This is a genomic window from Mycolicibacterium sp. P4_G11 (assembly GCF_056555145.1).
This window is the reverse complement of sequence record NZ_JBFUJW010000007.1, coordinates 88222-103924: the sequence shown is the minus strand read 5'-3', so window position 1 is coordinate 103924 and position 15703 is coordinate 88222. Positions and strand designations below refer to the sequence as shown.

Genomic DNA, 15703 nt, shown 5'->3' with positions numbered 1-15703 from the left:
ACTATCGGCTCCTTCCGTGCAGCACGGAAACCAGTCGGTCGACAACGGCGTCGATCGTGGTGCTGCGCGCGAATGTGGTCAGTGCCAGAGGCGAGGGGAAACGCTGCTGCGTCGTCGCCTTGGCGTAGGTGAATTCTTTGAGGCCGTCGGGGCCGTGCACGCGGCCGAAGCCGGAGCCGCCGACGCCGCCGAGCGGCAGGGTCGGGATCGTGGCGTGGGCGACGAACGCGTTGATCGAGGTTCCGCCGGCGCGGATCCGGTCCGCGATCTGGCGCCCGTTGCGGCGGGAGAACACGGTGCCGCCCAGCCCGTAGGACCCGGAGTTGACGCGTTTGATCGCCTCGTCCATGTCGGCGACCTTGGCGACGGTCAGCGTGGGCCCGAAGGTTTCCTCAGTGACAGCGAGGGCGTCCTCGGGCACGTCGACCAGGATGGTGGGCTGTATGAACTGACCGTCGATCGCGTCGATTCCGCCGAGCAGTGCCGTCGCGCCACGCGCTATCGCATCCTCGATGTGGCGCCGGATCACGTCGATCTGCTTGGGCATGGTGATCGGGCCGATCTTGGCGTCGCCGCCGGCCCGAAGCCCCACGGCCAGCTCCATGAGCTTGTCCACGAATTCCGCATAGACGGCTTCGTGGACGTAGACGCGCTCGACGCCGAGGCACGTTTGGCCCGCGTTGGACATCCCGCCCCACACCGCGGCGTCCGCTGCGGCGTCGAGGTCAGCGTCGGCGTCGACGATCAGGGCGTCCTTGCCGCCGCATTCCATCAGCACCGGGGTCAGCCGTTCCGCGCATGCCGCCATGACCCGTTTGCCGGTGTCGGTGGATCCGGTGAAGCCGATCTTGCCGACGTTGCTGCGACAGAGCGCTGCGCCCGTCTCGCCGAGCCCTGTCACCACCTGCAGTACCGATTGTTGGGGCGACACTCTCGCGAATGCGGCGGCCAGCCACAATCCGACCCCGGGGGAGTATTCGCTCGGCTTGAACACCACAGTGTTGCCGGCGGCGAGCGCGAACGCGACCGAACTGAGCGGGGTGAACACCGGGTAGTTCCACGGACCGATCACGCCGACAACGCCGAACGGGCGGTGCTCCACCCATGCCGCCTGGTTGATCGTCAGCAGGCTGGAGGGCACCGGCCTGCGGCCGAGCACTTTCTCGGCGTTGCGCGCCGCCCACTTGAGGTGTTCGAGCGCCATTGCGATCTCGAGCTTGGCGTCCGAGATCGGCTTGCCCATTTCGTCATGCATGACCTGGGCCAGGTCGGCCCGGCCCCGGGTGATCTCCGCGCGCCATGCGTCGAGGTACTTGGCCCGTTCCACGAATCCCAGTGCGCCCCACCAGTCGGCGGCCCGGTGTGCACGGTGTACGGCAGCATCCACCTCGGCGACGGTGTGCACCGGATACGTGCCCACCGTCGTTCCGGTCGCCGGATTGCGGACGTCGAACATCGAAACCATTTGTCTGGTGCGGGCATTCGTCAGCGTGGCCACTATTGGTCCTTAGGTCAGAGGTCGAGTACGAGGGAGTCGCCGGCCGCGCGCGAGACGCAGGTCAGCATGTGGGCATCTCGTTCGGTGTCGGGCAACGTTCGGTCGCGGTGGTCCACTTGACCGGCAAGGACTTTCACCTTGCACGTGCCGCAGAACCCTTGCTGACAGGAGTAGGCGGCACCGGGCAGCTCGCGCCGGATGGCGGCCAGTGCCGTCTCCTCGGCGCCGACTCGGACGGTCGCGCCGGTGCGTGCCAGCGTGATGTCGAACTCCCTACCGTCGATGACCGGCCGCGCCGAGAACCGCTCGGCGTGTAGGGATCCGGACGGGTTGGCGGTGAATGCGGTGCGCTGCGCGGCGTCGAGCACCGGCGGCGGGCCACACACGTACATCGCGGAACCGGCTTCGGCTCTGCCGATCAGCACGCTGATATCGGGAGCGCCGAACTCGTCGTCTGGCCTGATATCGAGTTCACCGCCGGTCAGGGCCTGCAGCTCGTCCAGAAACGGCATCGTCGTCCGTGATCGGCCGAGGTAGACCATCTTCCACGGCACGCCCACGGCGTCGGCCGCCTTGACCATCGGCAGGATGGGCGTGATGCCGATGCCGCCTGCGACGAAGAAGTAGGACGGGGCCTCGACAAAGGTGAACGCGTTGCGGGGGCCGCGCACCCGAATCACGTCGCCCACCGAAAGCGCGCCGTGCACCTCGAGTGATCCGCCGCCGCCATCGGGAAGGCGGCGCACGGCGATCCGGTACCGGGATCGGTCGTTCGGGTTGCCGCACAGCGAGTACTGCCGCTGCTTGCCTGAGGGCAGGAACACGTCCAGATGTGCGCCAGGCGTCCAGGCCGGCAGCTGCGCGTCGTCGGCCGATCGCAGTGTCAGGCTCACCACGTCCTGTGCCTCGACCTGCACCGCCTCGATTCGGACGTCGAGCTCGAATCCATTGCGCTGTAAGGGGTTCGGGCGGGAGAACAGGGGAGCGGTCGGGCCGACGAACACCTGCTTGTACACGTCCATCACGGCACCGAACATGCGCAGGGGTGCGGGCGGCGTGAATTCCTCTGTCACCGTGGGGCTTTCCATCAGTGACCGGTCGCGCGCGCGGCCGGCGAATGCGCGAGGTAGCGCAGTGCCGAGTCCATCGGGCCGAGTTGCGACGGGTGAAAACCCGGCCGCAGGTAGCGCGGGAGCTCGGTGAAGAAGGTTGCGAAGTTGGGCACGATCCCGCGCACCGTCGCGCTTACGAACTGCACCGGCCACATACGGCCCTTGTCCGGCTCAGGGTCCTTCGCGTACAGGTACACCGACGACAGCAAGAACGTGGCCAGCAGGGTGGCGCTGGCGACAACGGCAGTCCGTGCTTTGCGTGCGTAGCTGCCATCGACATACATGTAGGCGTCGTAGACCACGCTGCGATGCTCGACCTCTTCGGCGCCGTGCCACTTGACCAGATCCAGCATCGTCGGGTCCATGCCGAGCTCTGCCAACTTGTCGTTCTCCAGCATCCACTCGCCGATGACGGCGGTGTAGTGCTCCATCCCGGCGAACAGGCCGAGCCGTTCCTTGAGCCATTCCTCCTTGGCGCGCCCGGACAGACCGTGATCGCCGAGGATCCGATCGACGAACCACGAGAAAGTCCGCACCATCGAGTCGACGTCGAGGCCTATCGACTGCAGATGCTCGCGAGCGCCGGCATGGCTGCTGGCGTGCATCGACTCCTGCCCGACGAAACCGGCTACTTCTTCACGCAGCCGCTCATCGTCGATATACGGCATCGCTTCGGCCAAACACTTGGCCATCGCGCGCTCGCCCTCGGGGAGCACCAAGTGCATGACATTGACGATGTGGGTGGCAAAGACCTCATTGGGGATGTAGTGCATCGGCACCGAGCCGAAGTCGAAGTGGACGTCGCGCGCGTTGATCGCGTGCTCTTCCTTGCGGTAGCGGCGCCTCGTCGCGCCGGCCGATTCAGCCATGATCGAACTGTACGATGCAACAAGATTGATTGCAATGTTGCAGCTACAAATTTCCTCGATATGTTGCACCGGTCTGGTTCTTGCTACCGTTGCGGCATGACCTCGGCACTTGTCACCTCGACAGATGCGCCGGAGACCGACGACTCTGTACGGGCCCGCATCCTTGATGCTGCGCTCGTTCAGTTCGAGAAGGTCGGTGTCAAGAAGACGACCATCGAAGACATTGCCCGGCAGGCCGGGGTCGACCGCGTCACCGTTTACCGCCGCGTCGGTTCACGCGACGACGTGGTCGCGGCGGTGTACGACCGGGAGGTCGCGCGCGTCCTCGCCGAGCTGGCCGTAATCCCCGCGCGTCACGACAACCTGGCCGACCTGGTGGCCGACATCTTCGTCACGGTCATCACGCGGTGGCGCAACCATCCGCTCGTCACGCGAATGCTGACGCTGGAGCCCGAGCGAGTCCTGCCGCGACTGACCACGGACGGTGCGCCGACTTTCACTATGGCGATCGCGGTGACCGAAGCGGTGTTCGCGCAAGCGATCCGCGACGGACTGCTACCCGAGACACCAGACATCCAGGCACGCGCCGAGATCGTCTGCCGGATCGTCCATTCGTCGATCTTGACCCGCACTGGCCTGATCCCGCTGGAATCCGACGAAGAACTCAGCGCATTTGCGCGCACCTATCTGGTGCCGATCATCAATCCCTGACGCTCGGTGCCGCGGTCGGCAAGAACATCATCAGTTGCCGATGATCGACCACATCACTTCAGTGCAGTAGTCGACGAGCTGGTCCTGCGAGATACTCAGCTGGCCCGACAGCCAGTCGAGAAACAGCTTCACCAATGCACCGGAGAGCGCACTGATCTGGAGCGCGCGGCGGCTGTCGTCAGCCGCCGTTCCGCGCTCGGATTCATCGGTCACCGCGGTGGCGACGAGGGAGACGAACCGCGGCACGGTCTGGGCACCGTGCTCACGCAGTGCGTCATTGGCCACGGTTTCGCGAAACAGGATGCGCCCACGCCGGGGATCGTCGGTGATGAAGGCGAGAGCCGCTCCGAAGGCCACCCGTGCCCGCGCCCGTGGATCGGAAGGGGCCGTGAGCACCTCTTCGAGAACCTTCGCGGTCAGCGCATCCGCAACGCGGTCGTACACCTCGACCAGCAACGCGTCCACGTCACGGAAGCTCTCGTAGAAGTAGCGCAGCCCCACGCCGGCATCACGGCATATGCCCCGGACCGTCGTTTCCGGCGCGCCGAGGGTGCCCAGCAACTCCGTCCCCGCCGCGAGTAGCCGTTCGCGTCGTTCGGCGGCGCGGGCGGCGGACGACTGGCCGCGCCACAAGTCCTCGGTCGGTGAGCTCACCGGCTGATTTTCGCAGCCATCATGACGGGACGTGAACAACGGTCTGGTCGCCTGGCTTGACATCAGTCAATTCTATAGGAAACATACGCTTCCTATAGATGGCGGTTGCGCGACGATGGACAGCCAAGTACGTGAAGCCGAGTAATTCGACCGAGGCTCATACGAATTGGGCAGCCAATGAAGTTTCCGCTGTGATCGATCACCTGCCCACCCCGGATGTCGCGGCGCGCGAGTTGGTCGACGACCTGGAAAGAAAGAGATGAAATGAGCCTGCAACTCACCGAAGAGCAGCACGACCTGGTGCGGACTGTGCGGGATTTCTGCCAGAAGCACTGCGACACCCGCGAGCAGCGGCTGGCGCTCACCGAGGGCGGAAAAGAGCTGCACAGCAATAAGATCGCCAGCGACATGGCTGCGCTGGGATGGCTGGGACTGTCGATCCCCGAGGAGTACGGCGGTTCCGGCGGCAGCCTTTTCGACGCGTGTCTGTTCGTGGAGGCAATGTCGCGGGGCCGGGCTCCACTGTCGAGTTTCCCGGTGACCCTCATCGTCTCCCACACCTATCTGAAGTTCGGCAGCGACTTCCTCAAAGCGCAGGTCCTCGGCGGGGTGACCACCGGCGTGGTCACCTCCATCGCGATGAGTGAACCGGGATCGGGCTCGGACGTGGCGTCGCTGACGTGCCGCGCCGACAAGGTCGACGGTGGCTACGTGCTGAATGGACAGAAGACGTGGTGCTCCAACGTGCACCTCGCCGATTACGTGGTCGTGGTTGCGCGCACGTCGCACGGTGGTCCCAAACACGAAGGCATCTCGATGTTTTCGGTGCCGACGGGCAGCCCGGGCATGGAGATCCGGCAGATCGAGACGATGGGTGGCCGGGAGGTCAACGACATCTACCTCACCGACTGCTTCGTGCCTGAAGATCGGCTGGTCGGTGTTGAGGGTCAGGGCTGGGGGCAGTTGGTCGCCGGACTCAACATCGAGCGGATCATCATCGGCGCGATGTTCCTGGGTCTGGCTCAGCGCGCCTTCGATGACACCCTGGCGTACGTCAAACAACGCACCCAGTTCGGCAAGCCGGTTGGGTCATTTCAGGCGTTGTCGCACCGATTGGCTGATTTGGCAATGGAATTGGAAGCGGCCCGGCTGCTGGTCTATGACGTAGCGCAACGCGTCGACGAGGACCCGAACAAGTTGCTGCCGCGTGAGGCGTCCATGGTGAAGTTGAAGACCACCGAGCTGGCCAAGCAGGCCGCCCTGGAGGGTGTGCAGATGATGGGCGGCTACGGCTATGCCTCCGAATACGGCATGGAGGAGATGTTGCGCGCCACTGTCGTGGGCACGATCGTGGGCGGCACCAGCGAGATTCAGCGCGACATCATTGCCAAAACGCTTGGGCTCTGACCATGTGTAGGCCACAACATCGCATGCCGGAGCCCAGGCGTGGTTCGGTTCGCGCCCGAGCGCTGCGAGAGTTGTCGGCGCTGACGATCCGGCGGGTGGGCGCCGCAACGCCGGTGAATGCAGGCACGGTTCCGGTTGTGCGGCAGCTCCTGGAGCGCGGCCTGCGGGCCACCGCTCCCACTCTGGGCGGTACCCGGATCGAACTGGTGGATAACGGCGACGTTCGCGGCGAATGGGTCCGGGGCCCGAAAACGAGCCGAGACGACATCGTCGTGCTGTATGTGCACGGCGGCGGCTTCGTCGCCGGGTCGCCACGTGCGTATCGCGGTGTGACATCACGGCTTTCGACCGCGCTTCGCGCACCGGTGTTCGGGCTCGCGTATCGGCTGGCACCCGAGCACCCCTTTCCGGCCGCACCGCACGACCTTGAGGCCGCCTATCGTTGGTTGCTGCGCTGTGGTTACCGGCCTGACCAGATCGTGATCGCGGGCGACTCGGCGGGCGGCTACCTGGCGGCCGACCTCGTCATCGCCAACGCCCGCGCAGGACTCCCTGAGCCGGCGGCGCTGATGCTGTTCTCGCCGATGGCCGATCTCAGCCTGTCGATCGCGGAAGTCCATGACGGGGCCGTCGATGAGGGCATCCTGTCCATGTCCGTCGCGCGGGCCGCTGTCGCGCACTACCTTGACGGCGCCGCCGGTCCGCACGACCTGCGGCCGGCGCCCGGAATATCGTTGCCGCCGACACTGATTCAAGCCAGTACTACCGAACTGCTCGGCGGTGACGCGGTTGAATTGGCGGATCGGTTCCGCCGTGCCGGTGCCACGTGCGAATTGCAGATGTGGCCCGATCAAATCCATGTCTTTCAGGCGCTGCCCGTCATGGTGCCTGAATCGCGTATGGCCTATCGCGCGGCCGCTCAATTCGTGGCGGCGATCACCGGGGCCTCGCAGCGACCTGCGATGTGACCACCGGGGTTCCCGTATCGCTCGCTTCCCTGAAATTCCACCATGATTCGACATCGCGACAGTTGAGGAAGTCATGTCTGAAACAGCTATCACCACACTGCCGGCCGCATTTCAGCACACCGCGTCCGTCGCCCCTGATGCGGTGGCGCTGCGGACGCCAGGAAACACCCACACCATGACGTGGCGGCAGTATGCCGAACTCGTGCGCCGAGCCGCTGCCGGACTGGCCGCGCTGGGAGTCAGGCGAGGCGACACCGTGGCCCTGATGATGGCCAACCGAATCGAGTTCTACCCGTTGGAGGTTGGTGCGCAGCATCTCGGCGCCACGTCGTTCTCCGTGTACAACACGTTGTCCGCTGAGCAACTCGGCCATGTGTTGGGCAACGCCGGTGCGCGGGTGGTCATTTGTGAACCCCAGTACGTGGAACGGATCCGGGCCAGTGGGGCAGCGCCCGAGCACGTCGTATGTGTCGACGAGGCGCCGGCCGGAACAATCTCGATGTCGGCGTTGCTTGCCGGTGGCGCCGACGATTTCGACTTCGACGCGACGTGGCGCACCGTCCAACCAGACGATGTGGCGACACTGATCTACACCTCGGGAACCACCGGCAGCCCCAAAGGTGTGGAGACCACCCACGCGAATCTGGTGTTCCAGGTCCAGGCAATCGACGAGGTCCTGGAACTCCGATTCGGCGACACCATCACCTCGTTCATGCCGACCGCGCACATCGCCGACCGGTTGACCGCGCTGTACGTCCAGGAGGTCCTGGGCACCCAAGTGACTGTTGTTGCGGATGCCAAACTGATCGCACCGGCTCTGGCTGAGTTGCACCCGACGGTGTGGGGTGCGGTGCCGCGAGTATGGGAAAAGCTCAAGGCGGCAATCGAACTCAGCGTTGACAGCGAGTCGGACGAAATGCGTAGGCAAGGGTTGCGGTGGGGACTCGAGGTGGCCGCAAACCGGAGCCGATACGTACTGGCCGGTCAGCCGGTCCCTGCGGACGTCGCTGCCGAATGGGCACGTGCCGATGAGGTGGTGCTGTCGAAAATCCGCGCGAAACTGGGACTGGACCGGGTTCGTTGGGCATTGTCGGGAGCGGCGCCGATCCCGCCTGAGACGCTCGGTTTCTTCGCCGGCCTCGGTGTTCCGATCGCCGAGATCTGGGGCATGTCCGAGCTTTCCTGCATCTGCAGTGTCACCCACCCACGGGAGGCCAAACTGGGCACCGTCGGAAAGCTGGTTCCGGGCATGCAGGGGCGCATCGCCGCGGACGGTGAGTTGCTGGTCCGAGGACCGCTGGTCATGAAGGGCTACCGTGGCGAGCCCGACAAGACCGCCGAGGTCATCGACGCCGATGGTTGGTTGCATACCGGTGACGTCGTCACCATCGACGACGACGGCTTCCTCCGGATCGTGGACCGCAAGAAGGAACTCATCATCAATTCGGCCGGCAAGAACATGTCACCTACCAATATCGAGAACGCCATCAAAGCGGCGACCCCACTGATCGGAGCGATGGCTGTCATCGGCGATGGCCGCCCCTACAACACCGCGCTCGTTGTGCTCGATGCCGAGAGCGCATCAACCTATGCTGCGCAGCGCAACCTGCCTGATGCGTCTGCTGCTGCGCTCGTCGCTGATCCTGTTGTGATCAAACAAATCTGCGCCGGAGTCGCCGACGGGAATGGTCGGCTGGCCCGCGTCGAGCAGGTGAAGCGGTTCCGCATCCTGCCAACGTTCTGGGAACCCGGCGGCGAGGAGCTCACGCTCACCATGAAGCTCAAGCGCAAAGTTGTTGCCGAGAAATATGCTGACGACATTGACGACCTCTACGGTCCAGAACCCCTTCGTGGCGTCCATGAACCGGGCTGACCCTGCTGATGCCGCCCGGACTGGTCAGGGACGCCGCGGTGCCTACCGTGCTGCCGCTTCCTCCGTGCGGCGCGGAGACCTGCAGCGGGATGCGATCCTCGACGCCACCCGGGAACTACTGAGCACCAACAGTTTCGAGAGTATCTCTGTTAGCGCGATCACCGCGCGCGCCGGCATTACCCGATCGGGCTTCTACTTCTACTTCGATTCCAAACATGCCGTATTGGCGACCATGCTGCGAGCGGTCGTCACGGAGCTCGACGAAATGACAAACCACTTCGCGCCGAGGGGTCAGCAGGAGTCGCCCGAGATGTTCGTGTCGAGAATGGTCGGCACCTTGGCCACCGTGACCTCGCGCAATGACCCGGTGATGGCGGCTTGTCAGGCTGCTCGGCACACCGATGCCGAGATTCGCGAGATTACCGACGCACTCAGTGACTCAGTGATCGCGGCGGTGCAGAAGAACATCGCGGCCGAAGTCGCGGCCGGCACCGCCGCGCCGATCGTCGACGACACAGCCGCACTGGTGCGCATCCTGTCGGCCACCACGCGGTTTGCCGTCAGCGGCGACACGGCGTTCGTCCGATCGGCCGACGATCTCCCGAGGGCATTGCACGCCATCGAGCAGCTGTGGCTGCACGCTTTCTGGGGCTATCGCTGATCCGGATTTCTGGGCATCCGGTGCCGGTCATACACCGTATGCCGCGTGCGTGAGAGGCCGGTTCCGGTCAGCGGAAATTGCCGAGATCAAGATTCCGGTCAGCGAAACTCGCAGTGCGCCGAAGTATCCCGCTGAGCACCCTCCTAGAAGAGAGCCGTTTCCGACAGGCTCGTGAAGGAGATGATTGTGACTGCGGTAGTGGGCGGCGACGTCGTGGATTTCGGTTCTGAGGAATTGGCCGACCTGCACGGTGTGCTGCGCGATCTACGGGCGCGTGCACCGTACGCGGAGGCTCGGTTCCATGGGATGCCCGCGTTGATCATCCTCAGCGACGAGCTGGTCACCGACCTCTTCAAAGACGAAGCGACATTCCCGGCTGCGGCGATGTACGGCATGACCACGGGGCCGGCGATGGGCAAGACTCTGCAATGCATGGCGGGTCAGGAACACCGCACCAACCGCGCGCTCGTCTCGCCGGCATTTCGGCGGGCCCTGATGAAGACCTACAGCGCCGAACTGCTCGAACCCATCGCGCAGGCTCTGGTCGACGAGTTTGCGGCCAGGGGCTCGGCCGATCTGGTGACGGAATTCACCCAGCAGTTCCCGTTCCGGATCACCAATGAACTGTTGGGCCTGCCGGTGGACGACTACGCGCTGTTCGCCAAGTGGGCTCACGACTTGTTCTTCTACCCGACCGACCCGGACGCCGCGATGCGCGCCCGCGAATCCTTCACGGATTACCTGCGGCCGCTGGTCGAGGGCAAGCGGCAGAACCCGACCGACGATCTGTTGTCGAAGCTCGTCACTACCGAGGTGGACGGTGTCCGGCTGACTGACGAGGAGATCTATTCCTTTGTCCGGCTGCTGTTTCCGGCCGGTGTCGACACCACCTACTTGAGCCTCGGCAACACGCTGTGGGCGCTGCTCATTCATCAGGATCAACTCGATCGGGTCCGCAATGATCCGGATCAGGCCAAGTGGGCGGTGCAAGAAGGGTTACGTTGGGAGCCCGGTCCGGCGATCATTCCGCGCTTCGCGGCCACTGACGTGACCTGGCACGGCATCGACATCCCGGCGGGCACTTGGCTGCTGCTGGCCATTGCGGCCGCCAACCGGGATCCCGCCGTGTACCCGGAGCCCGACGTGTTCGATACCAGCCGGCACGCCAGTGCGCAGGTGAGCTTCGGCACCGGTCCGCATGTCTGCCTCGGTCAGGCGCTGGCAACCACGCAGATGGAGATCGCGGTGAAGGTGCTGCTGGAACGGCTGCCCGGTTTGCGGCTCGCCGATCCGTCGAGCGTGCAGATCGCCGGACGGCTCGGCACGGAGCTGCGCGGCCCCGATCACTTGCAGGTGGTCTTCGACCCGCAGTGACCCAACCTCATCTGAAGTGCTCAGCGTGCCGCGAGTCTGGTCAATTCTGCCGCGGTGGACCGTATTTCACGGAGATAGTCGTCCCGCTCGGTCCGGGCGACGGCCGGTTTGAGGCAGCCGATCTGCAGTTCGTAGACGGCGTTGCCGTCGCGATCGAATACTGGGGCAGCGAGATAGCTGATCGACATTTCTGCGTCAGAGTTCAGTTCCTCGGCAGTGTAGGGACGGGCGCTCAATCGGTTCAAGAACCGGAACAGCCGTTGCCTCAGCGCGCCACTGTGAGGGTGCTCGGCCAACAACGCGACGACCTCGCCCATCACCTCCATGATCTCGAGCGCGGCGCCGTCGGCACCGAACACCGCTACGCCGCCCCGGCGGATTTGATGCAGAAGCGATTGGAGCACCGGTCGGTGGGCCACCGGTGCGGTTTCTATCCAGTCCTGCTGCGACTGCCTGCTGCGGTGGGCCATGACCGAGGCACCCAAAGGCGCGGTCATCGGCAGCCGAACGCCGGTGTCCACGCCGGCGGGAACCTGGCCCGGACCGACAGCGATGCCGACCATGGTCATCTCAGACTGGTCGACGCGGGCCAGTGAGACGGCGCACCCGACCCGGTCCGCCAGATTGGCCAGCACGCCGGAAAATGCCTGCGACGGTGTCAGTTGCGATTGCACCGCATCGGCGAGCCGTAGCAGGCCAGGGCCCAGCCGGTAGCGACGGTCGGCCTGCCGGGACACCCAGCCCGCCCGCGCCAGTGCCCCCAGGATCGACGTCACCGTCGACCGGCTCAGCTCGAGGCGGGATGCCATGGCCGCCACCGAGACCGGGTCTGCTTCGGTGGCGATGAACTCCAGCACCGCCATGACGCGTTCAGTTGGCGGCGAATCGACGCGCGGGGTGTTGTCGTCCGCCCTCATGGCTGGCGCTCGACGGTTCTGGCTGCCAAGAAGTGGCGCATATTCGCCACCTTAGCAATAGTTCTGGCGATATGGCGTCGCCTGCTTCAGGCTTTCAGCAGTCGTAGCAGGACACGCAGATCAGGAGCAACCGACATGAGCGTCGAGGTCGAAAACTGCCCGCCCAGTGCAGTTCTCGAACGTGCATCTCTCGTTCTTGGCACGTTTGACGGACCCGGCAGACTCACCTTCACTCAGATTGTTCGGCGCACGGGGCTGCCCCGAACGTCCGTGCACCGCATCCTGGAGCACCTTGTCGAGCTCGGCTGGCTGCGGCGCACTGGGCGGGATTACGAACTCGGATACCGATTGGCTGAGTTGGGTTACCTGGCGATCCATCAGGACCGGTTGCACCGTGCGGCCATGCCGTTCCTCTGGGACCTGCATCAGACCACTGGGTGTGTGGTGAACCTGGCCATTCTCGACGGTCTCGACGTCGTACATCTCGACACCGTGGGGAATCGGGCGGCGATCATGGAAACGACCAGCGCGGGACGTCGTCACCCCGCGCATTGCTCAGTAATCGGGCGGGCGATGCTCGCGCACGCACCGGCCGGCCGGCTGGCCGCGGTCGAAGCGGCGATGTCGAATGGTCGAGTCGCGGTCCATGACCGCCCGGGTGTGCTGCGCGAGGAGCTGGCATTGGTCCGGGCTCGCGGCTATGCGGATGAGCGAGACGAAAGAGCCATGGGGATAGCCTGTTTGGCCGCACCGATCGGACGGGGTGCCGAGATCTGCGCAGCAGTATCGGTGAGTGGTGCGGCGAATCGAATGGCGTCCGACCATCAGTTGGCGACGCCGGTTCAGATGACGGCAGCCCGTATCTGGCGAGCGTATTCAGGCCGACCCGCCGGAATACGTCGATTGCAATCGGTGTATTGATCGGCCCAGGATGTGCACGACTGGTACGCGAATAGTGCTGGCGCAGTGGGTAGTTCCGCTCATTGGAACCGCAGCTGCATCGCAATGCCTGCGCGTGCTCGCATGTACGGGGCTGTTAGTTGGTGAGTGGTCGTGGCAGGGCTCCGGCTTTCTCAATACGTATCAACGGATTCCGCGTAATCGGAACCTCAACGGAGAGGAAATGCGATGAGTGCCGCATCGAGCATCGGTCGTGTCGGGGGATTAGCAGTTGCGCTGGGTGTTGGGACTGCAGTCCTCACCGGACACGGGGTGGCTTGGGCCGACGACGGTTCCGCGGGATCGGGAGCCAAGGCCGGCAGTAATTCGTCGTCGGAGGGCCACTCGAACTCTCCGAGTGCGTCGTCGACATCGGGCGCCTCGTCAAAGTCGGGTGCGGATGCCGGCGGAGACACGAAGTCGACCGGCGCCAAAGGCAAGGCCAAAGGCAAGTCAGCAAAGCCAAAGCCGGGCTCGTCGCCGAACGACGATGCCACCGGCGGACGGGAAGGCGACAGCGAATCCACGTCGTCCGACAGTGGCGCGACCCCGTCGGTCGGCGACGCCTCGGTCGTGAAGCAGGCGCCGCGAAGCAAGAACAAATCACCCGTCAAGCCGCCGTCGAAAGTTGTTGCTGCACAACAGTCAACCGCGTCGAACGGCGCTTCCGGTTCGACGCCCGCGGCCGCCGGTTCGGCGCCGGCCACGACGCGCGCAACGAGCCAGATCGCCAATGAGGCGGTCCCCGCCCGCGCGACCGCAGCTGTGTCGGCCGCAGTCGCAGCACAAGTCGCGAACCTCTCGACGCTGTCGTCGCCGGCACCGTTGGTCGCAACCACCCGGTCGGTGGTATCGACGGTGGCAACGTCACCGGCGCATTTCCTCACGGCGGCGGTGTCCGGAATCGCGTCGACCGTCTCGAACCTGCTGGCCCCGTTCGCGGGCAATTCTCCGACCGCGCCCGCGCGACCGGGGTCGTTGGCAGCCTTCCTCTCATTGGTGCGCCGCGAGCTGGATTCCTTGTTCAGAAGCAAGCCGCCGACGATCAACTACGACTCGTCGCAGACCCTGCAGATGAACGGCGCCATCCTCGGCCAGATCACCACATCGGACCCCAACGGCGACACCGTGAAACTCCGAGTGTCGACGGGCCCGACCAACGGCACCGTGACGCTGTTCTCGGATGGTTCTTTCAAGTACGTGCCCAACACGGCCACGTTGGTCAACGGCGGGCCGGACAGCTTCACCGTGACCGCAAGTGATCTCAAAGGCGACCCGCTGGGCCTCAACGTCATGTCACCTGCGCCCCACACCACCACCAAGGTGATCACCGTCAACACGGTCGCGCAGACCAGTCCGCTGGCGACTGCCACCGAAATCAGCACCGAGCAGCGAGCTCTCGCGATCCTCAATTCGGGCGCGATGGACGGCGCGATGGCGGCGCTGAAGCAGAAATGGATCAATACTCAAGCGGTGACGTTCTCGGACGTCCCTGGCGGAGTCGACGCACAGAACATGGCGCAGCTCGATGCCGCGGTGCGGCAGTACGCCATGTACGCCGCGATGGCGGCGGTGAATATCGGGGACAACGCGGCGGGTAACCCCTCCTTCAACTGGATCGCCACGCCGCCGCACACCATCGGCGGTGTGACCTCACCCGGTAATCAGGTGCTCTACGACAACCCCGACACGCTGTACCGCATGGCGTTCATCAGTGATGGCACGAGCTACGTCATCAACGGCAAGGTCAACGGCCAGATGCCGCCCGACGTCAACATCACCGCGCAGATCGGCGCGACCGGGCAGTCGTCGGCGATCATCACCGGCGATCAGATACAGGTCAATGCCGACGGGACGTTCACGATCACGGCGGGCCGCGACCCGGCGCTGGCAGGCACCGCGAACTATCTGTTCTTGGGCAACGGCCCCGCGGGGACGAACGCCGGTCAGATCTTTGTGCGCAACACGGTCACCGACTGGAACACCAACCAGGGTCTGAGCCTGACCATCGAGCAGACCTCCGGTACCAACACGACATTGTCGTCGGCCGCGATCACCAACATCGCCAACGGCGTCATGATGCAGGCTGTCAACGTCACCTCGGACGCCTGGCTGCCGTTGGCGGGCCAGCACCCGGTCAACACGCTGCCGGCGCCGGCTAACGCGGGTTCTCAGACGTTGTCCACACAGAAGCAGAGCATCGGACACTTCAACCTGGCTGACAACGAGGCGCTGGTCATCACGCTGACTCCGGGCACTGCCAAGTACTTCAACGTGCCGGTCACCAACGCCTGGACCCTCTCTCCGGATTACACCACTGGTGCCCCGACCAGCCTCAACAATGCGCAGGCCATCGCGAATCCGGACGGTTCGTACACCCTCGTCGTCTCCAAGACCGACCCGGGTCTGGCGAACTGGGTGTCCACGGGTGGTCTGAACCAGGGCACGATCTTCGCTCGCTGGCAGGGCCTGGATCCGAACGCCACGGTTCAACCGACGCTGACGACGCAGGTCGTGACGCTGGACCAGCTGAAGTCCGTGCTGCCCAGCACGACGGTCTACGTCACCGAGGCTCAGCGCGCCCAGCAGATCGCTGAACGGCAGAGCGGGTACACGCTGCGCACCGCACCGTATGTGTCGATCGGTAGCACGACGGCGGTCTAGGACGAAGCGCCGATCTAGAAGCAGCGGCGGTGACGTTCGATTCGAGAACGTCACCG

At 64.8% G+C, this 15703-nt stretch carries 13 protein-coding genes; 8 read left to right on the top strand and 5 right to left on the bottom strand.

Features of this window, described 5'->3' with window-relative positions:
• Position 1 precedes the first annotated feature (1 nt).
• From AC1U2B_RS18025 to AC1U2B_RS18015, 3 genes are read right to left on the bottom strand one after another with little or no spacing between them, the layout of a single operon-like run.
• Positions 2–1465 (bottom strand): aldehyde dehydrogenase family protein, encoded by a 1464-nt coding sequence (locus tag AC1U2B_RS18025; protein WP_480217907.1) that lies wholly within the window; start codon positions 1463–1465, stop codon positions 2–4.
• 47 nt (positions 1466–1512) lie between these two features.
• Complete coding sequence (locus AC1U2B_RS18020; RefSeq protein ID WP_480217846.1) at positions 1513–2586, bottom strand: PDR/VanB family oxidoreductase; 1074 nt, start codon at positions 2584–2586, stop codon at positions 1513–1515.
• Positions 2586–3479 carry a metal-dependent hydrolase gene (locus AC1U2B_RS18015; protein ID WP_480217845.1) on the bottom strand — a complete coding sequence of 298 codons (894 nt, stop codon included), beginning with the start codon at positions 3477–3479 and terminating at the stop codon, positions 2586–2588. The genes AC1U2B_RS18020 and AC1U2B_RS18015 overlap by 1 nt, the downstream gene beginning before the upstream one ends.
• Before the next feature lie 96 nt (positions 3480–3575).
• Here AC1U2B_RS18015 and AC1U2B_RS18010 point away from each other — a divergent pair, with 96 nt between their 5' ends.
• Positions 3576–4190, top strand: a complete 615-nt coding sequence (locus AC1U2B_RS18010; RefSeq protein ID WP_480217844.1) for a TetR/AcrR family transcriptional regulator — start codon at positions 3576–3578, stop codon at positions 4188–4190.
• A gap of 30 nt (positions 4191–4220) precedes the next feature.
• Here AC1U2B_RS18010 and AC1U2B_RS18005 read toward each other — a convergent pair whose 3' ends face one another.
• Positions 4221–4844: a TetR/AcrR family transcriptional regulator gene (locus tag AC1U2B_RS18005; protein ID WP_480217843.1), complete on the bottom strand. Its 624-nt coding sequence runs from the start codon at positions 4842–4844 to the stop codon at positions 4221–4223.
• A gap of 264 nt (positions 4845–5108) precedes the next feature.
• Here AC1U2B_RS18005 and AC1U2B_RS18000 point away from each other — a divergent pair, with 264 nt between their 5' ends.
• From AC1U2B_RS18000 to AC1U2B_RS17980, 5 genes are all read left to right on the top strand, one after another.
• Complete coding sequence (locus AC1U2B_RS18000) at positions 5109–6251, top strand: acyl-CoA dehydrogenase family protein (RefSeq protein ID WP_480217842.1); 1143 nt, start codon at positions 5109–5111, stop codon at positions 6249–6251.
• 95 nt (positions 6252–6346) lie between these two features.
• A complete protein-coding gene (locus AC1U2B_RS17995) occupies positions 6347–7219 on the top strand; it encodes an alpha/beta hydrolase (protein WP_480217841.1) in 873 nt (290 codons plus the stop codon).
• Positions 7220–7292: 73 nt separating this feature from the next.
• Positions 7293–9092 (top strand): fatty acid--CoA ligase FadD11, encoded by a 1800-nt coding sequence (gene fadD11, locus AC1U2B_RS17990; RefSeq protein ID WP_480217840.1) that lies wholly within the window; start codon positions 7293–7295, stop codon positions 9090–9092.
• Complete coding sequence (locus AC1U2B_RS17985) at positions 9040–9753, top strand: TetR/AcrR family transcriptional regulator (RefSeq protein WP_480217839.1); 714 nt, start codon at positions 9040–9042, stop codon at positions 9751–9753. Before fadD11 ends, AC1U2B_RS17985 begins: the two co-directional genes overlap by 53 nt.
• 180 nt (positions 9754–9933) lie before the next feature.
• On the top strand, positions 9934–11127 hold the full coding sequence (locus AC1U2B_RS17980) for a cytochrome P450 (protein WP_480217838.1): 1194 nt from the start codon (positions 9934–9936) through the stop codon (positions 11125–11127).
• A 20-nt stretch (positions 11128–11147) separates the two neighbouring features.
• Here AC1U2B_RS17980 and AC1U2B_RS17975 read toward each other — a convergent pair whose 3' ends face one another.
• Complete coding sequence (locus tag AC1U2B_RS17975) at positions 11148–12044, bottom strand: IclR family transcriptional regulator (RefSeq protein ID WP_480217837.1); 897 nt, start codon at positions 12042–12044, stop codon at positions 11148–11150.
• Between the two features lie 135 nt (positions 12045–12179).
• On the opposite strand from AC1U2B_RS17975, the gene AC1U2B_RS17970 reads away from it, so the two are divergent.
• Together AC1U2B_RS17970 and AC1U2B_RS17965 are read left to right on the top strand one after the other, a co-directional pair.
• Positions 12180–12965 carry an IclR family transcriptional regulator gene (locus AC1U2B_RS17970; RefSeq protein WP_480217836.1) on the top strand — a complete coding sequence of 262 codons (786 nt, stop codon included), beginning with the start codon at positions 12180–12182 and terminating at the stop codon, positions 12963–12965.
• A gap of 207 nt (positions 12966–13172) precedes the next feature.
• Positions 13173–15647 (top strand): Ig-like domain-containing protein, encoded by a 2475-nt coding sequence (locus AC1U2B_RS17965; protein ID WP_480217835.1) that lies wholly within the window; start codon positions 13173–13175, stop codon positions 15645–15647.
• Positions 15648–15703 lie beyond the last annotated feature (56 nt).